Source organism: Pseudomonas sp. SF2 (genome assembly GCF_036858055.1).
GTDB lineage: Bacteria > Pseudomonadota > Gammaproteobacteria > Pseudomonadales > Pseudomonadaceae > Aquipseudomonas.
Genome location: NZ_JAMBDI010000030.1, coordinates 136,758 through 158,846 on the forward strand (window position 1 = coordinate 136,758; position 22,089 = coordinate 158,846).

At 64.8% G+C, this 22,089-nt stretch carries 19 protein-coding genes; 5 read left to right on the forward strand and 14 right to left on the reverse strand.

The window, feature by feature from the left end; all coding sequences use genetic code 11:
• Nucleotides 1-104 precede the first annotated feature (104 nt).
• Entirely contained in the window at nucleotides 105-1,088 is a 984-nt protein-coding gene (locus M2S36_RS18490; protein ID WP_333957586.1) for an SCO family protein, read from the forward strand.
• A gap of 93 nt (nucleotides 1,089-1,181) precedes the next feature.
• Entirely contained in the window at nucleotides 1,182-2,132 is a 951-nt protein-coding gene (locus tag M2S36_RS18495) for a site-specific integrase (RefSeq protein ID WP_333957587.1), read from the forward strand.
• Between the two features lie 126 nt (nucleotides 2,133-2,258).
• Here the strand turns inward: M2S36_RS18495 and M2S36_RS18500 are convergent, their stop codons facing one another.
• Complete coding sequence (locus M2S36_RS18500) at nucleotides 2,259-3,398, reverse strand: glycerate kinase (RefSeq protein ID WP_233687793.1); 1,140 nt, start codon at nucleotides 3,396-3,398, stop codon at nucleotides 2,259-2,261.
• Between the two features lie 141 nt (nucleotides 3,399-3,539).
• Nucleotides 3,540-4,637: a sugar diacid recognition domain-containing protein gene (locus M2S36_RS18505; RefSeq protein WP_207831917.1), complete on the reverse strand. Its 1,098-nt coding sequence runs from the start codon at nucleotides 4,635-4,637 to the stop codon at nucleotides 3,540-3,542.
• 162 nt (nucleotides 4,638-4,799) lie between these two features.
• On the opposite strand from M2S36_RS18505, the gene M2S36_RS18510 reads away from it, so the two are divergent.
• From M2S36_RS18510 to M2S36_RS18520, 3 genes are all read left to right on the forward strand, one after another.
• Complete coding sequence (locus M2S36_RS18510) at nucleotides 4,800-6,128, forward strand: MFS transporter (protein WP_207831915.1); 1,329 nt, start codon at nucleotides 4,800-4,802, stop codon at nucleotides 6,126-6,128.
• A gap of 198 nt (nucleotides 6,129-6,326) precedes the next feature.
• Complete coding sequence (locus M2S36_RS18515; protein ID WP_333957588.1) at nucleotides 6,327-7,847, forward strand: FAD-dependent oxidoreductase; 1,521 nt, start codon at nucleotides 6,327-6,329, stop codon at nucleotides 7,845-7,847.
• A 71-nt stretch (nucleotides 7,848-7,918) separates the two neighbouring features.
• Nucleotides 7,919-8,929: an aldo/keto reductase gene (locus M2S36_RS18520; protein WP_333957589.1), complete on the forward strand. Its 1,011-nt coding sequence runs from the start codon at nucleotides 7,919-7,921 to the stop codon at nucleotides 8,927-8,929.
• Between the two features lie 116 nt (nucleotides 8,930-9,045).
• Here the strand turns inward: M2S36_RS18520 and M2S36_RS18525 are convergent, their stop codons facing one another.
• The 12 genes from M2S36_RS18525 to benA all read right to left on the reverse strand — a co-directional run bounded on the left by M2S36_RS18525 (nucleotide 9,046) and on the right by benA (nucleotide 21,782).
• Nucleotides 9,046-10,026, reverse strand: a complete 981-nt coding sequence (locus M2S36_RS18525; protein WP_333957590.1) for an LLM class flavin-dependent oxidoreductase — start codon at nucleotides 10,024-10,026, stop codon at nucleotides 9,046-9,048.
• A gap of 100 nt (nucleotides 10,027-10,126) precedes the next feature.
• On the reverse strand, nucleotides 10,127-11,038 hold the full coding sequence (locus tag M2S36_RS18530; RefSeq protein ID WP_333957591.1) for a LysR family transcriptional regulator: 912 nt from the start codon (nucleotides 11,036-11,038) through the stop codon (nucleotides 10,127-10,129).
• A 100-nt stretch (nucleotides 11,039-11,138) separates the two neighbouring features.
• On the reverse strand, nucleotides 11,139-11,831 hold the full coding sequence (locus tag M2S36_RS18535) for a TraX family protein (protein WP_333957592.1): 693 nt from the start codon (nucleotides 11,829-11,831) through the stop codon (nucleotides 11,139-11,141).
• 3 nt (nucleotides 11,832-11,834) lie between these two features.
• The gene (locus tag M2S36_RS18540; RefSeq protein ID WP_207831906.1) at nucleotides 11,835-12,911 is read right to left on the reverse strand and encodes a metal-dependent hydrolase; all 1,077 of its coding nucleotides are present in this window, start codon (nucleotides 12,909-12,911) and stop codon (nucleotides 11,835-11,837) included.
• Between the two features lie 44 nt (nucleotides 12,912-12,955).
• Nucleotides 12,956-14,206: an OprD family porin gene (locus M2S36_RS18545; protein WP_333957593.1), complete on the reverse strand. Its 1,251-nt coding sequence runs from the start codon at nucleotides 14,204-14,206 to the stop codon at nucleotides 12,956-12,958.
• A 54-nt stretch (nucleotides 14,207-14,260) separates the two neighbouring features.
• The gene (locus M2S36_RS18550; RefSeq protein ID WP_207831902.1) at nucleotides 14,261-15,460 is read right to left on the reverse strand and encodes a benzoate/H(+) symporter BenE family transporter; all 1,200 of its coding nucleotides are present in this window, start codon (nucleotides 15,458-15,460) and stop codon (nucleotides 14,261-14,263) included.
• Between the two features lie 160 nt (nucleotides 15,461-15,620).
• Entirely contained in the window at nucleotides 15,621-16,535 is a 915-nt protein-coding gene (gene catA / locus M2S36_RS18555; protein WP_233694592.1) for a catechol 1,2-dioxygenase, read from the reverse strand.
• 30 nt (nucleotides 16,536-16,565) lie between these two features.
• Nucleotides 16,566-17,894: an MFS transporter gene (locus tag M2S36_RS18560; RefSeq protein ID WP_333957595.1), complete on the reverse strand. Its 1,329-nt coding sequence runs from the start codon at nucleotides 17,892-17,894 to the stop codon at nucleotides 16,566-16,568.
• A gap of 57 nt (nucleotides 17,895-17,951) precedes the next feature.
• The gene (locus tag M2S36_RS18565) at nucleotides 17,952-18,713 is read right to left on the reverse strand and encodes a 1,6-dihydroxycyclohexa-2,4-diene-1-carboxylate dehydrogenase (protein ID WP_207831894.1); all 762 of its coding nucleotides are present in this window, start codon (nucleotides 18,711-18,713) and stop codon (nucleotides 17,952-17,954) included.
• Nucleotides 18,714-18,857: 144 nt separating this feature from the next.
• A complete protein-coding gene (gene benC / locus M2S36_RS18570) occupies nucleotides 18,858-19,868 on the reverse strand; it encodes a benzoate 1,2-dioxygenase electron transfer component BenC (RefSeq protein ID WP_207831893.1) in 1,011 nt (336 codons plus the stop codon).
• A gap of 73 nt (nucleotides 19,869-19,941) precedes the next feature.
• The gene (gene benB, locus M2S36_RS18575; protein WP_025339039.1) at nucleotides 19,942-20,427 is read right to left on the reverse strand and encodes a benzoate 1,2-dioxygenase small subunit; all 486 of its coding nucleotides are present in this window, start codon (nucleotides 20,425-20,427) and stop codon (nucleotides 19,942-19,944) included.
• Nucleotides 20,424-21,782 carry a benzoate 1,2-dioxygenase large subunit gene (benA, locus tag M2S36_RS18580; protein WP_207831890.1) on the reverse strand — a complete coding sequence of 453 codons (1,359 nt, stop codon included), beginning with the start codon at nucleotides 21,780-21,782 and terminating at the stop codon, nucleotides 20,424-20,426. Before benA ends, benB begins: the two co-directional genes overlap by 4 nt.
• Nucleotides 21,783-22,089: the final 307 nt, after the last annotated feature.

The window sequence follows — 22,089 nt, forward strand, 5'->3', positions numbered from 1 at the left end:
GCTAAAGCCGCTCCCACAGGGCCCCTGCCAACTCAATGAGTGATGTGCAGGCTTGCCGGTGATGGGCTGCGTGGCAGCCTCAATACCGTTACGAGGACCGCATCATGTCCGGCTCATGGCGTTTCCTGCTGGTGCTCTCGCTGTTCGCCGCCAGCATCCCGTTCTGGCCGCTGCAACCGCAACAACCCGTGGCCGAGGAAGCGGCAACCCCTTGGGGCGCCGACTACTTTCCCAACATCCCCCTGCTCACCCAGGACGGGGAAAAAGTGCATTTTTTCGACGACCTGATCAAGGACAAGGTGGTCGCCATCAACTTCATCTTTACCGGCTGCTCCGACTCCTGCCCAGTGGAAACCGCCCGCCTGCGCCAGGTGCAGAAAATCCTCGGTGATCGGGTCGGCAAGGACATCTTCCTCTATTCCATCAGCATCGACCCCTACAACGACACCCCCGCCACCCTCAAGCGCTACGCCGAAAAGTTCGGCATCGGCCCTGGCTGGACGCTGCTCACCGGCGAGCCGGCCGATATAGAGCAATTGCGCCGTAGCCTCGGCCTGTACATCGAAGGCCTGGAAAACGGCCGCTCCAAGGACCACAACCTGAGCCTGATCATCGGCAACCAGGCCACCGGCCGCTGGATGAAGGCCTCGCCCTTCGAAAGCCCGTACATCCTCGCCGACCGCCTGGGCAACAGCCTGCACAACTGGAAACAGGCCAGTGCCATGGCCAATGACTACGCCCAGGCGCCCAAGGTACGCCCCCCCAGCAGCGGCGAGCAGCTTTTCCGTACCCGCTGTTCGTCCTGCCACACCCTTGGCAGCGCCGAGCCAGGGCAACCCGGCATCGGTCCTGACCTGCTGGGCGTGACCCGCCAGCGTGACGCCAACTGGCTGACCCGCTGGCTTAAGGAACCCGACCAGATGCTGGCACAGAAAGACCCCCTGGCCATGCTTCTGTACGAACAATACAACCGCCTGGCCATGCCCAACATGCGCCTGGGCGATGCCGAAGTCAGCGCGCTGATGAGCTACATAGAGGAAGAAACCGCGCGCCTGCAGACGCCCCTGGCAGAAAAGGGAAACCCTTAAAGGCAACGCGCTATCAGTCATGCTGAAACCACAGCCGGGACAGGCAACCCATTTCGGTTTATCGTGTGCCCATCGCCCACCGACACCCGCACCATGACCGACATCGAGCGCTACCTCCGCGCCGCCACCCGTGACAACACCCGGCGCAGCTACCAGGCCGCCATCGAGCATTTCGAAACCCACTGGGGCGGCTTTCTCCCTGCCACGGCCGAGAGCATTGCCCGCTACCTGGCCGATCACGCAGACCAGCATGCAGTCAGCACCCTGCGCCAGCGCCTGGCCGCGCTCAGCCAATGGCACGTGGCCCAAGGTTTCCCCGACCCGACCAAGGCGCCGCTGGTGCGCCAGGTACTACGCGGCATCCGCACCCTGCACCCGGCACCGCCCAGGCAAGCCGCGCCGCTGTTGCTGCAGCACCTGCAAAGCGCAGTGGAATGTTTTGAAGAAGAAGCCCGCCAGGCCCGGGAACACCATGACCTGGCCGCCTTGCGCCGGGCGCGCCGCGACGCTGCCCTGTTGTTGCTGGGCTTCTGGCGCGGTTTTCGGGGTGATGAACTGGCACGCCTGCGCGTCGAGCACATCCAGGCCGAGGCCGGTGTCGGCATTACCCTGTTCCTGCCGCGCAGCAAGGGCGACCGCGAAGCCCTGGGCGTACAACACCGCACCCCGGCCCTCAAGGCCTTGTGCCCGGTCACGGCCTACCTGCAATGGCTGGAAGTCGCCGGCATCGCCCATGGGCCGGTGTTCCGCAAACTCGACCGCTGGGGCAACCTCAGCGACGCCGCGCTCAACAGCAACAGCCTGGTCGGCCTTTTGCGGCGCATGTTGGAACGCGCCGGGGTACCAGCGGCGCTGTATACCGGCCACTCGCTGCGCCGTGGCTTTGCCACCTGGGCCACGGCCAACGGCTGGGAGTTGAAGTCGCTGATGAGCTACGTGGGGTGGAAAGACGCCAAGTCGGCGTTACGTTACATCGACGCGGCGCAGCGCTTTGGCGAACTGGCCGTGCTACCGGCCAGCCAGGCGCAAAAGCTTAATCCTTAGGTACACCGCCCCAGCGGGCAATACCCTTTGGGAATTTACACCGTGCAGCATCCAATGGGTGCATGGCACCGGCTTCGCCGGTGCTCGCGGTGAACCCGCTCCCACAGCGCTCACCGGTCAACCTGCTCAAATCTGCTTCGCGCAACGCCACAAGCGCCCGATATCACAAGCTCGCGCCCGCAGCAGCCCGGCGGCATTGGCACATGCCTGCTCAAGGCTCATCGGCCCGCTGGCCAGGGCAAAGGCGGCATCGACCCCATGGGCATACAGCTGCTGGTAGCCCTCACCCAAGGTCCCGGCCAGCACCACCACCGGCACCCCATGGCGCTTGGCAACCCTGGCCACACCCATCGGCGTCTTGCCACGCAAGGTCTGGGCGTCGAAGCGCCCTTCGCCGGTCACCACCAGGTCCGCGCCTTGCACCAAGGCATCCAGGCCGGCCAGTTCGGCTACCACTTCCACCCCGGGACGGAACTGCGCGTCCATGAATGCCCGGGCCGCGAACCCCATGCCGCCGGCAGCGCCGCAGCCAGGGTAGTCGCGCACATCCTCCCCCAGCAACTGCGCACAATGGTCGGCAAAATGACCCAGGGCCTGGTCCAGCGCCTGCACCTGCTGCGGGTTGGCGCCCTTCTGCGGGCCGAAGATCGCCGAGGCGCCATTGGCGCCACACAGCGGGTTGTCGACGTCTGCCGCAACTTCGAATTGCACCTCGGCCAGACGCGGGTCGAGGTCGCTGGCATCGATGCGGGCCAGTTTGGCCAAGGCCAGGCCGCCCTCTTCCAGTGCTTGCCCGTCGGCGTCCAGCAGGCGCAGGCCCAGCGCCCGCAACATGCCGCTGCCCGCGTCGTTGGTGGCACTGCCGCCGATGGCCAGCACTACCCGTTGCGCGCCGGCGGCCAGGGCGGCGGCAATCAGCTCGCCGGTGCCCCAGGTGCTGCTGCGACAGGCATCGCGCAGGCCAGTCGGCACCAGCTGCAGGCCACTGGCCTGGGCCATTTCGATGATTGCCGTGCGGCTTTGCGGTAGCCAGCCCCAACCGGCCTCGACGCTTTGCCCCAGTGGCCCGCGCACGGTCTGACAACGCAGTTCGCCGTGGCTGGCGGCAAGAATCGCATCCATGGTGCCTTCGCCACCGTCGGCCATCGGGCACTCGACCAGCTCGGCCTCCGGCCAGGCCTCGCCCAGGCCCGTCGCAATGGCGCGGGCGACACCGGCAGCGTCGAGGCTGTCCTTGAACGAGTCGGGGGCAATGACGATCTTCATGGGGTTTCTCCTGTCCAGATGAGCGGCATGCTGACAGGTGCTTGCCAAGGTGGCCTCGGTCAAATGCACAAAACGCCGGGCGGGTTGTTTGGGCAGATGCCTTTCGCCTGTATTGGCCCTATCGCCGGTGCAGGCAACCCTTCAGTCGGCAGGCAGCAGCTGCAACCCCAGGTACAAGCTAAGCATGCCTTCCATGCGCAGCGGGTCCACCTCGCCCAGTTCGGCAATCCGTTCCAGGCGGTAGCGCAGGCTGTTGCGGTGGATGCCCAGGGCATCGGCACAGGCCTGGCTCTGGCCATCGTGGGCACACCAGGCGCGCAGGGTGGTGAGCAACTGCCCACTACTGTCCTTGCTGCGAATTCGCTGCAAAGGCTCCAGCAATTCATCCAGCGCATCATCGTTGCGATGCCGCCACAGCAAGGCTGGCAACCGGTAGCGCTGCAAGCTGAGCAGGCGCTCGCCGGGCAGTACCTCGCGCCCATAGGCCAACAGGTCGCGCACCCGGCGATAACCCCGGCGCAGTTGTTCCAGGCTTTGCGCGGCACCGCCCAGGGCCAGCCGTTCCACTTCCCAGCCATGGCGTTGCAGGCGTTCCAGCAGGCGCGGTTCGTCCAGCACCACGCTGGCCGGGCGACACCACAACAACGACTGGCGGGCCGGGCTGACACACCAACTGTCCGGGTAGCGGCTCATCAACCACGCCGACAGCGTTTCGGCGGGTGGCCCCGAGGCCAGCTCGAACAGGCACGGTACCCGTGGCAACTGGGGTTTCAGGCCCAGTTGCCGAGCCTCGTCGAGCAACCGGGGAGAATCGCCGCTGCCGCCCAGCAGCAGGGCCAGCAAATCGTCACAGCGCTGCCGTCGCCATTGCTGGTCGGCCTGCAAATGGCGCTGGGCCAGCAGCATTTCGGCGGTCATGCGCACCAGCTCGCCATAGGTGCGCACTTGCTGCGGGTCACCGGTCAGGCCAAGTACGCCCATCAATCGGCCATCGAGCATCAGCGGCAGGTTCACCCCGGGTTGCACGCCCTTCAGGCATTTGGCCGCGTCGGTGTCCAGCTCGACGATCCGGCCGTTGGCCAGTACCAGCTGCGCGCCCTCGTGACGGGTATTGATGCGCTCCGGTTCGCCACTGCCGAGGATCAAACCTTGGCTGTCCATGACATTGACGTTGCAGGGCAGAATTGCCATCGCCCGGTCCACGATATCCTGTGCCAGGTCATGGTCGAGTTCGAACATTGAACGGTCCTTTGGGTGTCAGGTTTTGGGCTCGGGCACAGCAGCCCGGTGCAAGTGCTGTGCAAAAGCACAAAGACAGGCACGCCGCAGTCCCCGAGACTCGTCAGGGCGAGCGCCGGAACAGGCGACGCGGCGACAACCATAACAACAGAGAACCCGATCATGGCATACAGCCCCGCCCCTGACCAAGGCACGGATACCACCCGCAACGCGCTGTACCGGCGCATTACCTTGCGGCTGATTCCGTTCATTTTCATCTGCTACCTGTTCAACTACCTGGACCGCGTCAACGTCGGCTTTGCCAAGCTGCAGATGCTCGACGCCCTGAAGTTCAGCGAAACGGTGTACGGCCTTGGCGCCGGCATCTTCTTCATCGGCTACGTGCTCTGCGGCCTGCCGAGCAACCTGGCGCTCAACCGCTTCGGCCCGCGGCGCTGGATCGCGTTGATGATGATCGCCTGGGGCAGCCTCTCCACCTGTCTGCTGTTCGTCACCACACCCACCGAATTCTACGCCCTGCGCCTGCTGACCGGCGCCGCCGAAGCCGGCTTTTTCCCCGGCGTGGTGCTGTACCTTTCGCGCTGGTTCCCGGCGGCCCGCCGCGGCCGCATCATGGCCCTGTTCATGTCGGCGATCCCGGTGTCGGGCCTGCTCGGCGGGCCGTTCTCCGGCTGGATCCTGCAGCACTTCGCCGCCGGCCAGCACGGCCTGGCCGGCTGGCAATGGATGTTCCTGATCCAGGGCCTGCCGACCGTTGCCTTGGGGGTACTGGCAGTGTTCCTGCTCAGTGACGGCTACCAGAAAGCCGCCTGGCTGAGCCCGGCCGAACGCCAGCTGATTGCCGCCGACCTCGACGCCGATGCCGCCAGCAAGCCGAGCACCACCGGCGACAGCGTGCTCGCCGTGTTGACCAACCCGTTGATCTGGACCTTCGGCTTTGTCTACTTCTGCATCCAGAGCGGTGTGTACGCAATCAACTTCTGGCTGCCGTCGATCATCAAGAACATGGGCTTCGACAACCCGCTGCTGATCGGCTGGCTCAGCGCCATCCCGTACCTGCTGGCCGGTGTGTTCATGATCCTCTGCGGGCGCTCGGCCGACCTGCGCAACGAGCGCCGCTGGCACCTTGTGGTACCGATGCTGATGGGCGCCATCGGTCTGCTGATCGCGGTGAATTTCGCCAGCAACCCGGCCATCGCCATCCTCGGCCTGTCGATTGCCACCATGGGCGCCCTCACCGGCCTGCCGATGTTCTGGCCGATGCCCACCGCGCTGCTCAGCGCCGGCGCAGCTGTCGCCGGCCTTGCGATCATCAACTCGGTGGGCCAGATGGCCGGCTTCCTCAGCCCGTATCTGGTCGGCTTCATCAAGGACCAGACCGGCTCGACCGATGCCGCGCTGTATTCGCTGGCGGCGTTGATCGTGCTGGGTAGCCTGGTGGCCTTGCGGGTAACCCGGGCCGGTGCGCTGAGTACTGCACGGGCCAGTTGAGGCATTCGCGGGTAAACCCGCTCCCACAGGATCACCACCAACTGGACGATTGTGGGATCCATGTGGGAGCGGGTTCACCCGCGAAGAGGCCCGACCAGGCCACACAACAATCCACACCCTCCACCGGTCGTCAGCTCAACGCATCCCCTCCCCAGCCCAGGCGTCAAATGGTTCCAAAGCCCCCTTTGGAGAACCTCCATGACCCAGTACGCCGTGGCCCGCCTGGCCCAGCTCGACGAACACCGCCCCCTGCGCATCCAGGCCGGCAGCGAGGAGATCATCCTCATCCGCCAGGGCGACCAGGTGCACGCCTACCAGGGCAACTGCCCCCACGAAGGCGCACCACTCAATGAGGGCGTGGTCTGTGGCGGTCTGCTGGTCTGCCCCTGGCACAAGGCCGCGTTCGCCGTGGACGAGGGCGCGGTCTGCGAGCCGCCGGCGCTGGCCGACCTGCGCCGCTACAGCACCTGGGTAAAAGGCGACGAGGTCTGGGTCGACGACCAACCCCTGCCCAGAACCGAGCCGCCCCGCCACAGCGATGCCCGCTGTTTCGTGGTGGTCGGCGCCGGTGCCGCCGGCAGTGCCGCAGTCGCCACCCTGCTGGACCATGGCTTCGCCGGCCACCTGGTCTGGGTCGATCAGGAGCGCCAGCCGGCCTACGATCGTACTTCCCTCAGCAAGTTCGTGATCGCCGGGCAGATGCCGCCCGATGAAGTGCCAGCCCTGCTCGACGCCGACGCCCTGCGCAAGGGCCAACTGCAGCGCAAGCATGGCAAGGTGCGCACCCTGAACGCTCAGAAGCGCCAGGTCACTCTGGCCGACGGCCAGCAGATCGACTATGACGCCTGCCTGCTGGCCACCGGCGGCAAGGCACTGCGGCCCGATATCCCGGGAGTCGATCTGCCCGGGGTATTTACCCTGCGTTCACGGGAGGATGCCGCGCACCTGCTGGACGCTGCCGAGCCCGGCCAGCCGGTCGTGATCGTCGGCGACGGGTTCATCGGCCTGGAAGCCGCCTCTGCCTTGCGCAAGTACGGCCTGCAGGTGCACCTGGTCACTCGCCACGAAGTCCCCCTGGCCCGGCAGTTGGGTGAGCGCATCGGCCGTAGCATCCGCGAGCTGCACGAACGCAAGGGGGTCACCTTCCACGGCCCCACCGAGGTCGAACGGATCAAGGGCCAGGGCAAGGTCGAAGCCGTGCTGCTGGCCAACGGTGAGCGGCTACAGACACCATTGGTGCTGTTGGGCACCGGGGTAGAACCGGCGACCACTTTCATCCAGGGCGTGCTGCTGACCGAAGACAAGTCGGTGCAAGTCGATGCCGAAATGCGCGCGGCAGATGGCCTATGGGCTGCGGGGGATATCGCCACCTTTCCGCTCAGCGGGCGCCCGGTGCGTATCGAACACTGGCGTCTGGCCCAGCAACACGGGGTGATCGCCGCCGCCAACATGCTCGGCGAGCAACGCCGCTATGCCGACGTGCCGTTCTTCTGGACCTACCAGCACGGCCGCACCTACGAAGTACTGGGTCACGCACGGGACTGGAACCGTATCGAATTCGTCGGCGAGCCGGAAAAAGGCGACTTCATCGCTTTGCAATGCGTGGATGAGCGGGTCGAGGCGGTCATCGCCAAGGGCTATTCCGATGCCATGGCGACACTGTCACAACGCCTGAAGTGCCCGTTGAGCCTGCAAGAGGCCTTGGCGCTGATCGGTTGAGGCCGCCTTTCATTGCGCCCCGGTTGTGTGTAAAACAGGTAGATCAGCCAACTGTCAAAGGACCCACGCGCATGATCTACCGCCCCCTCGGCCACAGTGGCCTGCAGGTTTCCGCCCTTACCCTGGGCAGCATGATGTTCGGCGAGCAGACCAGCACCGAGGACGCCCTGCGCATCATCGACAAGGCCTGGGACCAGGGCATCAACTTCATCGACACTGCTGACGTGTACAACGCCGGGCGCGCAGAGGAAATCGTCGGCGAAGCGGTGGCCCGCCATCGGCAGGACTGGATCGTGGCCAGCAAGGTCGGCTTCGGCCCGGCCGATGGCCTGCCCAACCGCAGCGGGCTGTCGCGCAAAAACATCTTCAATGCCCTCGATGCCACGCTGACGCGCATGGACATGGACTACCTGGACATCTACTACCTGCACCGCGAAGACCACAAAGTGCCGCTGGAAGAGAGCGTGCAGGCCATCGGCGACCTGCTGCGCCAGGGCAAGATCCGCTACTGGGGCCTGTCCAACTTCCGTGGCTGGCGCATCGCCGAGGCCTGCCACATTGCCGAGCGCCTGGGCGTGCCGAGGCCGGTGGTGAGCCAACCGCTGTACAACATCGTCAACCGCCAGGCCGAACCGGAGCAGCTCACCGCTGCGGCTGCCCACGGCCTTGGTGTAGTGCCATACAGCCCGCTCGCGCGGGGCGTGCTCAGTGGCAAGTATGCGCCAGGTGCAGTGCCAGATGCCGGTAGCCGTGCCGGGCGCCAGGACAAACGCATCATGGAGGTGGAATGGCGTCAGGAGTCGCTGGCCACCGCCCGGCAGATCCAGGCCTATGTTGAAGCCAAGGGCGTGGGTATCGTCGAGTTCGCTATCGCCTGGGTGCTGAACAACCAGCTGGTCAGTTCGGCGATTGTCGGGCCGCGTACGGAAGAACAGTGGGATACCTATGGCGGTGCGCTGGCGGTGAAGATCACGGCAGAGGATGAGGCGTTCATCGATTCATTGGTGACGCCGGGGCATGCGTCGACGCCGGGGTTCAATGATGTGGCTCATTATGTGACTGGGCGGTTGGCCCGCAGCTGATCACCCTCCTGTTCCGGCCTCTTCGCGGGTAAACCCGCTCCCACAGGATTACCTAGGCCTCAGGGCCTGTGCAATCCCTGTGGGAGCGGGTTTACCCGCGAAGAGGCTGGCAGGGTTTAGCTCAGTTCAGCCAAGGCTCGCGCGGCATAGGCATGCGAACGCTGCCGCGACAGCGGGTCGTGGATGCGGCAGTCAATCATCAGTTCATCTGCGGCGGTCTGCTCGATCAGCGAGCGCAACCCTTCCCTTACCCGCTCCGGCCCACCGGCCACGGTGCAGGCCATGACTTGCTCAAGTACCGCGCGCTCATGGTCCGGCAGGCTCTCGACATAACCTTCCTGTGGCTTGGGCAACAGGCCGAAGCGCCCCACATGCAAGTCCAGCATCCACTTGCGATGGGAGCTGGCCAGGTAGTCCGCCTCGGCATCGCTGTCGGCGGCGAACAGGTTCATGCCCACCATCACATAAGGCTTGGCCAGTTGTGCCGAAGGCTGGAAGTTGGCCCGGTAATGGGCGATGGCCTGCAGCAGGTAGCGCGGGGCAAAGTGCGAGGCAAAGGCATAGGGCAAGCCCAGTTTCGCCGCCAGGTCGGCGCCGAACAGGCTGGAGCCGAGGATCCATACCGGCACATCGTGGCTGCCAGGTACGCCACGCACCCGGCGCTTGCCGTTGTCGGCCAGATAATCGCGCAGCTCGGCGATGTCCTGGCTGAAATCACGCTCTGGTGCGGCACCACGCAAGGCACGCACGGTTGGCCCTGAGGTGCCTGGCGCACGGCCCAGCCCTAGGTCGATACGGCCTGGGTGCAGGGTGTCTAGCGTGCCGAACTGCTCGGCCACCACCAGTGGCGCATGGTTGGGCAGCATGATGCCACCGGCGCCGACGCGGATATGCCGGGTGGCGTTTGCGATTTCGTTGATGACCAGTGACGTGGCGGTCGAGCCGATGCCCGGCATGTCGTGGTGTTCGGCGATCCAGTAGCGGCTGTATTGCTGTTGCTCGACATGGCGCGCCAGTTGGCGGGACTCTTCGATCGCGTCGGCGAAGGTCTTGCCTTCGCCGATCATGACCAGGTCCAGTACGGACAGTGCAGTCATGGGGTCTCCACGGGGATTCTCGGTGACTGCCAGTTTCCCTGCTGCGCAGCCAGTGATAAACCCGGCTTCAGGCCCGGCACAGGGGCCTGCCAGTCCCCAATCAGTATTCCCAGGGCACGCCCGGTTCCCAGCTGGCTACCAGCAGGTCGATGAAGCCGCGTACCCGTGGCGACAGATGGCGCTTGCTTGGATAGACGATGCGAATCGGGTCCGCTGGCGGCCGATAGGCTTGCAGCACCTCCACCAGGGTGCCGGCGCGCAAGTCGTCGCCGGTGATGTAGGTAGGCAGGTGAATAAGCCCGAAACCCGCCCGCGCGCCATCGAGCATCGCCTCGGAGCTGTCGATGTTCAGCCGCCCGGGGTCTTCGCACAGGTGCAGCCCCGCTTCGGTATGGAAGCGCCACGGCATGGTCTTTTCGCCGGCCAGGAAGGCGATCTTGTCGTGGCCATAGAGGTCGCCGGGCACCTGCGGTACGCCGCGCGCGTCCAGGTAAGCGGGCGAGGCGCAGGTGACAAACTGCTGCCAGGCCACTGTGCGGGTCAACAGTTGCGAGTCTTCGTTCGGTGCACCGATACGCACCGCAACGTCGATACCCTCCTCGACCAGGTCGACGAAACGGTCGGTGAAGCGGATGTCGGCGCGCAGCTCGGGCCACTGCTTCAGGTAGCGGTCAAGCATCGGCAACACATGGCGCTGGCCGAATGACAGGGGGGCTGTCAGGCGCAGGGTGCCGGTGGGCTTGCCACGGCGCTGGGCCATGGTGCTTTCCACTTCGTCCAGGTCATCCAGAATCTGCCGCCAGCGCTCGTAGGCCACCAGGCCCTCGTCGGTCAGGCTCAACTTGCGCGTGGTGCGATTGAGCAGGCGTACGGCCATGCGCGCTTCCAGACGGGCGATGCTCTTGCCCACCGCCGAGCGCGTCAGGCCAAGGGTGGCAGCGGCGGCGGTAAAACTGCCGGCCTTCACCGCACTGACGAAGGCGGCGATGTCGCCGAAGCGGTTGGGTTCCATGGGCGGTTCCTGAGTCCGGTGCGGCCGGCCTAGATGGGTATGAATCTGTGAAATACAAGCGGGGGCTGCTTTGCAGCCCTTCGCGGCCCCGATTACTGGTTCAGGATAATCCTTTGATGACCAGCAGATGCACCGGATAAAACAGGTAACCCCAACGTCCCACCGCAGGCACCCGCCAACCCTCATGGCGCAGCAGCGACCACCCGAGCGGAATCGCCGAGGCTGCGGCCATCAGCGTCAGCACGGTAATTGGCGCTAGCAGATGCTCCCTTAACCAGCTGTTGGTCAGGTTCCCGCCCATGGCCAACAGGCAAGGCAACAACCAGGCCGCACCTCCCTTGCTGCGCGCCATCAACCAGGCGCCCGGCAGCATCACCCCCGCCAGCCCGTACATCAACTGTTCACTGAACAGCCACCCCGCAAGCAGACTGGCAAGGCCAATCACTCGCGCCGATCTCAATGAGTGATACACACCCCAGGCGACCAGCAACCCCAACACCAGGGTCGGCATCACGCTGAACGTTGGCGAACCACTGTCCAGCCAACGATACACAGGCTCCGACAGCCCCGCGAACACCAGCATCAGCACCACATAACGCAGGTTGCCACGGGTGTACAGCGCCTCTGCCCTGCCGCGCCCCACATTCACCGCAATCGCCAGGCAAAACAGCGGAAATGCCAACCGGCCGAGTACGAACAGGCCATCGGCATCAGGCCAAAGGAAGCGTAGGTGGTCGGCGACCATGGTCAGCATCGCCGTCCACTTGACCAGGTCCAGCCCGGCTGAGCGCATGCCTCAGTGCCCGCGCTCGACTGGGCCGGCCCCCAGGTGGCGATCGGTCCAGGCAGCCAGTGGCAATGGTGGCTGCTGCTCGACGATCCGTCGCCAGATCAGCACCAGGTCGTCGCCATTGAACGCCGAACCTGGCCCGGCGCCCTTCCACATTGATGGCACATCGGCAATCCAGTGCCCCTGGCTGTCACGGTGGGCCATGCTGAAGCGGAACGTGTAGTTTCCCGGTATGCCCATACGCAGGTCGCTGACCACCAGCGCATCACCTACCTGGTCGTAGCGCAGCCAGTCATCGGTAAACCAGCGCAAGCGCTGGTGCAACGGGTGCCCGGCCAGCGCTTGCGCCAGCTGCAGATTACGCGGCAAACGCTGCATTTCTGGCGCCTGCTGGTCAAACCCGCTGCTGATGCCTTCGTAGTAATCGCCGTCCGGGGTCTTGGCCAGCACCCGCCAGACCAGGCTGTTGAAGGCGATCGGCACGGCACGTACCTGGCTGACGGCAATACCTTGCTGGTCGAGGGCCGCCTGGAAACGCTGCTCGGCCGCCATGCGTCCGGCCAGGCCGAAACCCAGGTAGGCTGCGCTGAACACCAAGGCCAAGGTCAGAAACTGCGTGGCCCGGCTCGTCAGCCCTTTGATGATTGCGTAGGTCACCGCCGCCAGCAGCGGCACCGTGTACACCGGGTCGATGATGAACACCGCTGCCCAGCTTTCCGGGGTGGCCTGCAAGGGCCAGAACAACTGCGTGCCGTAGACCGTGAAGGCGTCGAGCAACGGGTGGGTGACCAGCACCAGCCAGAACGCCAGGAACAGCCTGGGCAAGGTATAGCCTTTGCCTGGCCAGCACTTGTGGACCAGCCAGGCCAGCAGCAAGGCCAGCCCGGTGAGCACGAACAGGGAATGAGAAAAACCGCGGTGGTAGGTCATCTGCGACACCGGATCGGCGTAGCGGATGATCACGTCAAGGTCGGGCAGCGTGCCCAGCGCCGCGCCATACAGCAGCGAGCGGCGGCCCTGGATACGGCCGAGTACGGTACCTTGAAGGGCAGCGCCGAGAACGGCTTGGGTGATGGAGTCCAAGGGTGGCGATCCTGAAAAGGTGGTTTCAGGAAACTACCCTCATCTCAGAACAACTGCCAGGTGTACACCAGCGTCAAGCGGTTCTCGTCGATGTCGCTGCGGTAATTGGACCGGGCCATGGCATTGCGTACCCGGATCCCCAGCCCCTTCAGCACCCCGCCCTGCACCGCGTAACCAATGTCCAGGTCACGCTCGCGGTCACGCCCTTCATAACCCAGCCCGGTATCGACATTGTTACCCGTGATGTAGCGCACCGTCGCGGTCAGCCCCGGCACGCCCATGGCCGCAAAGTTGTAGTCGTAGCGCACCTGGTATGAGCGTTCGTCGGTATAGGCGAACTCATAAGTGGGCACTTCGTTACCCAGCGGCGAGATGTTGGCGAACACCCGTGGGAACGGGGTGTCGCCATAAATGCCCTGGTAGCCGGCATGCAAGCTGTGCCCGCCATGCCGGGCGGTAAACATCGAGAAGAACGCCTGGTTGTCGATGTTGCCGAGCAACGCATCGCCATCCTCACGCGCGGTGAAATACCCCAGGTTGGCGCTGAGCACCCAGTTGCCTACGGGCTTGCTGTGCTTGAGGCCGACAAAGCCCTGTTCGTAGATGTCCTCCAGCTGCCCGTACCACAGGCTGACACTGCTCTGGTTGGCATTGAATGCATAGTCCCCGCCCAGGTAGTTGAAGGCATCGCTTTCTACCTGGCGCACCGGCACATGGCCGAGCATGGGGTTCATCTTGCCGTCGCCGCCTTCGTTGCGCAGGTGGGTACTCTTCAGGTGCCCGGTCTGCACGGTCAGGCCGTCAATTTCCGCAGAGCTCAGGCTGACGCCTTGATAGGTCGGTGGCAGCAGGCGGATGTCGCTGAAAGTCAGCACCGGCAGGTTGGGTTGCAGTTCGCCGACGCGCAGTTCGGTCTTCGACAAGCGGGCCTTGAAAGTGGGTGCCAGGCGGCTGTATTCGTCGGCGGCGCGGCCGTCGCCGTGCACCGGCAGCAACCCGGTGTTGGTGCGGTCGGGGCTGCTGTCGAGCTTGATACCCAGCAGGCCCAGCGCATCCAAGCCAAAGCCGACCGTGCCCGGGGTGTAGCCGGACTTGAAGTCGAGGATGAAACCCTGGGCCCACTCCTCGGCCCTGGATTGCCGGTTGGCCCCGACAATGTCGGAGAAGTCGCGGCTGAAGTAGTAGTTACGGGCACTCAGGGTAGCCTTCGAATCCTCGAAGAGGCCGCCTTCGGCGGCCAGCAACGGTTGGCTGAGCAAAGTCAGGCCCAGGGCGACGCAAGGGGTGTGGTTCATTCCGAAGCTCTCTTGATCTTGTTTTTATGGGTTAAGCGTTGGAAACACAGCGGTTCAGGGGGTACGGGGCAGCACCTCCCGGGCACGTGGCTGGCCCAGCCTCAGCAGCGCATGGGCCAGCAGGCCGAACAGCAAGCCCCAGAACGCCGCCGAAAGGCCCAGGAAGGCCACCCCCGAAGCGGTGACCAGGAAGGTGAACAACCCGGCATCGCGCTCGGCCGGGTCCGCCAGGCTGCGGGCCAGGGCCTCGCTGATGGCGCCATACAGGGCCAGCCCGGCCAGGGCGGCGATCAGGGCGGCGGGAAAAGCCGCGAACAGCGACATCAGCGTTGCTCCGGCGACGCCCAGCAACAGGTACAGCGCACTGCCAGCCACCGCCGCGACATAGCGCCGCCGTGGGTTTTCATGGGCTTCATGGCCGGTACACAGGCTGGCGGTGACTGCCGCCAGGTTCAGCCCGTGGCAACCGAACGGCGCCAGCGCGGCACCGGCCAGGGCACTGGCACCGATGATCGGGCTGGCCGACGTGGGGTAGCCGGCGTTGCGCAGTACCGCCATGCCCGGCATGAACTGCCCGGTCAGGGCCACCAGCACCAGCGGTAGTGCCAGGCTGAATACCGCTGCCAGGCTGAACTGCGGGGTGACCCACTGCGGTGACGCCAGCTCCAGCACCAACGCCTCGCTGCGAAACGCCCCGCTGGCCACGGTCATCACCGTGCCCACGCACAGCACCGCCGCCACGGCGTAGCGCGGCTGCACCCGGCGCATCAGCAGGTAGGTGACGAACATTGCCAGTACCAGCAGTGGTTGCACCGGCAAGGCGCGGAACACCTCGATGCCGAAGCTGAACAGGATGCCGGCCTGCATGCCGGCGGCGATGGAGCCCGGCAGGCGCGCGATGATGCGGTCGAAGGCCCCGCTGATGCCGATCAGCAACAGGACCAGGTTGGCCACCAGGTAGGCACCCACGGCCTGCTCCAGGCCCAGTAGCGGCAAGGCGGTGACCAGCAGCGCCGAGCCAGGGATCGACCAGGCGATTACCACCGGCACCCGGTAGCGCAGGCTGAGCAGCGCGCCGAGCACGGCGCTGCCCATGGACACTGCCCAGACCCAGGAGGACAGTTGCCGATGAGACAGGCCGGCGGCTTCGGCGGCGTGAAAGATGATCACCAGTGGGCCGGCGTAGGAGATCATCGTGGCGATGCAGCCAGCGACGATGGCCGACAGGGAGCAGTCCTTGATCAGGGTTTTCATGACGCTTCTCGCAAGGCAGCGGCCGGCCTTTGTGGCTGGCTCTTGTTCTGGTGTTGGCTTTTTCGCGGGTGAACCCGCTCCCACAGGGACTGCGCAGGTTTCAGCATTTGCGCCGTACCTGTGGGAGCGGGCGCGCCCACGAAGAAACCAACCTGGTGGATCAGGCCTCCTGCAAAGCCCGTGGCCGGCTGCTGCGCTGCTCATCGGCGCTGCCCTGGGCCCGCTGCAACTGGAAGTCGAACTTCAGCTCGGCATGCCGCCCCGCCTCGCCTTCGACGAACACCACCTCGCCCACCAGCCCATCCCGCGTGGCATAGGCAAAGTCGTCCCACAGGTACTTGTCCCCGGCCAGGTTGATCTGCGTGGTCAGGTGCCGGTGCCCCGGCGCCGAGATGAAGAAGTGCACATGCGCCGGGCGCTGGCCATGGCGGCCCAGCAGGTCCAGGCACTCCTGGGTCGGCCCCTGCGGGTCGCAGCCATAGCCCGATGGCACGATGGAGCGCGCGCGATAGCGCCCTTCGGCATCGGTGACGATGCGCCGGCGCAGGTTGTACTCGGACTGGCTCTGGTCGAAGAACGAATAGGTGCCGCGGGTATTGGCATGCCACAGGTCCACCGTGGCACCTGGCAGCGGCCGGCCCTCCGGGTCGAGCACCTGGCCCTCCAGGTACATGAGCGTGGCCACGCCCTCCTCGCTGCCGTCGTCCATGCGTACTTCACCTTCGGCGATGGGCGCACCGGCCACGTACAGCGGGCCTTCGATGGTGCGCGGGGTACCGCCGCCCAGCCCAGCCTCGGCGTCCTTGGCATCCTGCAGCAGGTCGAGAAAGTGCTCGATGCCCAGCCCTGCCACCAGCAGCCCGGCCTCGCCGCGCCCGCCCAGGCGGTTGAGGTAGTCGACGGCATGCCAGAACTCGTCCTCGCTGATTTCCAGGTCTTCGATCAGTCGCGCGGTGTCCTGCAGCACGCGCTGCACGATGCGCTTCAGGCGTGGGCTGCCGGCATCGTTGCCGAAGCCTGCGGCCTCTTCGAAGAACTGCTGCACCTCGGCAGTGTGGGAAATTTTCACGGTCATGGTGGGTCACCTCATGTTGTTGTTCTGGAATTACGCCTGCGCTGCAATGGCCTGGGCATGCCGACGGCCGCTGGCCAGGTGCACGGCCATGGCCAGCGCGGCGATCGCGCCAGGTATGGCGAAGGCGATGAAATTGAGTTGCAGGGGCAAGTTGATGCCCATCAGTGCACCACCCAGCAGCGGGCCGACGATGGCACCGTTGCGGCCGATGCCCGAGGCCCAGCCCAGCCCGGTGGAGCGCACCGACAACCCGTACATTTGCGCAGCGCCGGCATACAGCAGGATCTGGGTGCCGATGGTGGTGGCGCCGGCAATGAAGATCAGCAGGTACAGCACCGGCATCGGGCTATTGACACCCAGCAGGCTGATCGACAGCGCGGCAGCCATGAAGAACGCGACCTTGACCTTGACCAGGTTGTAGCGGTCGCCCAGCCAGCCGCCGAGGATCGCCCCAGCCATGCCACCGAAGTTCAGCGCCAGCAGGAACGACAGGCTCGAGCCCAGGCTGTAGCCGGCGTTGGCCATCAGCTTTGGTAGCCAGGAGCTGAGCGCGTAGACCATCAGCAGGCAGCAGAAGAACGCCAGCCACAGCGCCAGGGTACGAATGGCCAGGCCGTTGCGGAACAGTTCCAGCACCGACGCCCCGTTGCCTTTGCGGTCGGCTGCCTGCAGCACATCATCCGCCTGCACGTCGCAATCCGGGTCCAGCCGCTTGAGCAGCTTGCGGGCCTCGTCGGTCCGGCCCTTGCGCACCAGGAAACCGATCGATTCCGGGAGGTGGTAGAGGATCACCGGCAACAGCAGCAGTGGTACCGCTGCGGCGAAGAACATCGATTCCCAGCCGAAACGCGGCAGCATGAAGATGCCGACGCCCGCCGAGAGCATGCCGCCGAGCGAGTAGCCACTGAACATGATCGCTACCAGCGTGCTGCGCAGGCGCTTGGGCGCGTACTCGTTCATCAATGCCACGGCATTGGGCATCAGGCCGCCGCAGCCCAGGCCGGCGATGAAGCGGTAGATGCCGAACTCGCTCGGGCTGCTGGCAAAACCGTTGAGGATGGTCGCCCCGGAGAACAAGGCGAAACAGATGGCGATGCCCTTCTTGCGCCCGATGCGGTCGGCCAGGCTACCGAATGCCAGGGCGCCGAACATCATGCCGAACAGCGCATAGCTGCCCAGCGCACCGGCCTGCAGCGGGGTCAGGCCCCACTCTTTCATGATGACCGGCAGTACCACGCCGTAGATGAACAGGTCATAGCCGTCGAAGATCAGCAGCAGGCCGCACCAGGCCATGACCATCCAGTGGAACGGGGTAAAGCGCGCGTTATCGATGATCGGGTGTACGTCAAGGGTTCGCATGGCATCTGTCGCTCTTGTTTTTGTTGTGAAAGAAAGCTCTTGCCTTTGGGGTGTCGCTCAGCCGAGGTCACCGCCCCCTACCGGCAAGGTCACGCCGGTGATGTACGAGGCTTCGTCGGAGGCGAGGAACAGAATCGCGCCCACCTGCTCGTCGATGCTGCCGTAGCGGTGCATCAGGCTGCTGTCGAGGGTCTGGTCGACGATCTGCTGGTACCAGTGCTTTTCCTGTTCGGTCTGCTCGGCACTGTTGCGCGGCACGCGCCGGGGTGGCGCTTCGGTGCCGCCGGGGGCGGTGGCGTTGACACGGATGCCACGGCCGGCGGTTTCGAAAGCCAGGCACGCGGTCAGCGCGTTGACGCCGCCCTTGGCCGCGCCGTAGGGCACGCGGTTGACACCACGGGTGGCGATGGACGAGACGTTGACGATGGCGCCACTGCCACGTTCGAGCATGTACGGCAGTGCGGCATGGCAGCACCACAGGGTGGGGAACAACGAGCGGCGCACTTCGGCTTCGATCTGGTCCACTTCGTAGTGTTCGAAGGGCTTGGCCCAGATAGTGCCGCCAACGTTGTTGACCAGGATGTCGAGGCGGCCGAATGCTTCAACCGCGCTGGCCATGACCCGGGTGCAGTCGCCATGTTGTTCAAGGTCGGCGGTGAGGGTGAGCATGCCCTCGCCGGCCAGTTCGTGAACCAGTTCGGAGCGGTCTACCGCGACCACTTGCGCGCCTTCGGCCTTGAGCCGCCAGCACACGCCACGGCCGATGCCCTGGGCGGCACCGGTGACCAGGGCGACCTTGCCTTGGAATCGGTTGTTCATATGCAAATCTCCACTTGCCCGCTGTCCCTGTGGGAGCGGGTTTACCCGCGAATGCGTCCGACAAGACAAAACCGCTGTACCGGCTGGCCTCTTCGCGGGTGAACCCGCTCCCACAGAAGCGGTGTCATGTTCGGATGAAAGGGATCAAGCCGCCGCCGCGAACTTCTCGTAGTAGAAGTTCGCCGGGGTAATGCCCTGCTCGCGCACGTACTGGCTGACCGCTTCGACCATCGGTGGCGGGCCGCACAGGTACACGTCGACATCGCCATCGTTGAGGTGGCGCGGCTCGATGTGCTGGGTCACGTAGCCCTTTTGCGGGTACTGGCTGTCCGGGTTGGCCACGCAGGCGCTGAAGGTGAAGTTGGGGATGCGCGCCGCCAGCGCCTGCAGGCGGTCGAGCTCGACCAGGTCGAAGTCGTTGGTCACGCCGTAGATCAGGTGCAGCGGGTGCTCGCTGCCCTGCTCGGCGATCTTCTCCAGCATCGCCGTGAACGGTGCCAGGCCGGTGCCACCGGCCAGCAGCAGCAGCGGGCGCTGGATCGGCCGCAGGTAGAAGCTACCCAGCGGCCCGGCCAGGGTCATGCGGTCGCCGGCCTTGGCCAGGTTGGTCAGGAAGCTGCTCATCAGCCCGCCCGGCACGTTGCGGATCAGGAAACTGACTTCGCCATCCTTCTGCAGCGAGCTGAACGAATAGGCGCGGCTCTGCTCGCTGCCTGGCACCTTGAGGTTGACATACTGGCCTGGCAGGAAGGCCAGGCGGCTGAGGGCCTCGCCCTTGATCGACAGGGCAATGGTGCTGGCCGACAGCTGGCGGACATCGCTGATGGCGGCCTCGAAACTGGCCTGTTCGGTCTTGCACAGCTGCGACGAGGCCGGGATGCGAATGACGCAGTCGCTCTCGGCGCGCATCTGGCAGGTCAGGACGAAGCCTTCGGCGACTTCGTCTTCGCTCAGGGCGTCTTCGATGAAGTTGTCGCCCAGGTCGTAGCGGCCGGACTCGGCCTTGCACTTGCAGGTACCGCAGGCGCCGTCGCGGCAGTCCAGCGGGATGTTGATGCCCTGGCGGTAGGCGGCGTCGGCCACGGTTTCATGGCCGGCGGCTTCGATGAAGCGGGTAACCCCGTCTTCGAAATTCAGTGCGATCTGGTAGCTCATGTTGCACCTCGCGGGCGAGCCTGGCCACGGCGCGTCGCAGGACGCACCGGGCAGCGCTCGCAAAAACCCTGGATCAGATGTGATAGATGTCGATGACCTGGCGCACGTAGTCGTTCTTCAGCACCACCTTCTTGGCCTTGATCAGCGGCTGCTCACCGCGCAGGTCGAGGGTGTAGAAGCTGGTGCCGAAGTAACTGTCGGTGGTCTTGTAGCGGAAGCTCAGGGTGTGCCAGTTGAAGCGCACCTGGCACTCACCTTCGCCCTGCTCGACGATCTCGATGTTGCTGATGTTGTGCGAGGTGCGGGTGTCGGGCACGGTCGCACTGGAGCGCTCGGTCTTGATGCGGAACACGCGGTCTTCCAGGCCGCCACGGTTGCCGTACCAGATCAGCGAGATTTCGCTTTGTGGGTCTTCGGTAAGGGTGTCGTCATCGTCCCAGCTCGGCATCCAGAAGCTGGCGTCGCTGGCGTACAGTTCCAGCCACTGATCCCACTGGGCATCGTCGAGGTAACGTGCTTCACGGTAGAGGAAGTCGCGCACGGTTTCATACAGGCTCATTGCACGGCCTCCACGGGGATCAGTTGCTGTTCGTCCTTCAGGGCCTGGATCATGGTGTCCTGCCAGTACTTGTGCTGCAGCACGAACAGGCCTTCGTCCTCGGTGCGTACACCGGACAGCAAAGGCTTGAGTTCGATTTCCCTGGCCGCCTCGTCGGCACCCTCCACCCAGTGCGCAGCGCCGCGGGACATGTCGTTCCAGCCGGTGCCGCCGCCGTAGCCGGTCTGACACGAGCGGAACTCCTCCAGGTCATCCGGGGTGGCCATGCCGCTGACGTTGAAGAAGTCTTCGTACTGGCGAATGCGCTTGGCGCGGGCATCGGCACTCTCGCCTTTCGGCGCGATGCAATAGATGGTGATTTCGGTCTTGTTCACCGAAATCGGCCGGGCGATGCGGATCTGCGAGCTGAACTGGTCCATCAGGTACACGTTCGGGTACAGGCACAGGTTGCGCGAGTTCTCGATCATCCAGTCGGCACGGGCCTGGCCGAAGTCGGCTGCCAGCTGGTCACGGCGCTCGTAGGCCGGGCGGTCCTCGGGGTTGGCCCAGCGGGTCCACAGCAGCAGGTGACCGTGGTCGAAGGAGTAGAAGCCACCGCCCTGCTTGGCCCAGGCGCCGGCGCTCATGGTCTTGATCTCGTCACCCGCCTCACGCTGCTTGCGCTGGTTCTGGGTGGCGGCGTAGTTCCAGTGCACCGAGCTGACGTGGTAGCCGTCGGCGCCATTCTCGGCGGTGAGCTTCCAGTTGCCTTCGTAGATGTACGAACTGGCACCGCGCAGCACTTCCAGGCCTTCCGGCGACTGGTCGACGATCATGTCGATGATCTTGGCCGACTCGCCCAGGTGCTCGACCAGCGGCTTGACGTTGGCATTCAGGCTGCCGAACAGGAAGCCACGGTACGACTCGAAGCGCGCCACCTTGGTCAGGTCGTGGGAGCCGTCGCAGTTGAAGCTGTCGGGGTAGCCGGCGTTGCTGGGGTCTTTGACCTTGAGCAGCTTGCCGCTGTTGTTGAAGGTCCAGCCGTGGAACGGGCAGGTGTAGCTGGAGCGGTTGCCACGCTTGTGCCGGCACAGCATGGCGCCGCGGTGGCTGCAGGCGTTGAGGAAGGCGTTGAGCTCACCGTCCTTGTTGCGCGCGATGAAGATCGGCTGGCGCCCCATGGTCAGGGTGAGGAAGTCGTTTTTCTCGGGGATCTGGCTTTCATGGGCCAGGTAGATCCAGTTGCCCTCGAAGATGTGTTTCATCTCCAGGTCGAACAGGCGTGGGTCGGTGAACATCTCGCGCTTGCAGCGGTAGATGCCCTTTTCACGGTCGTCCTCGAGCAAGGCATTGAGGTAGTCGAATCCCAGGGACATGGCCAGGGTCTCCCTTGTTATTGTTTAGACCTGGTCAGGTTAGGGAGACGGCTGGCGGGGGACTATCCGGATTGTGCAGAGTGCTATCCAGCTTTGCCTGGGTCTCGTACGTTTGAAATTTCCCGTTTGGGGTCATGTAGCCAGCTGATGGCACTAGGAGTATTTTTGGCGAGCTTCATCTTTTCGTAGAGCGGAACGAGCACGCGGATTGCCTCGCTTAGTCGACTCTGCGAACTGATAGGTGCTGCAGCTTGGCTGACTGTCCAACCCGCTTCCCGTTTCAAGTTTTCTCCATAATTGCTGATCA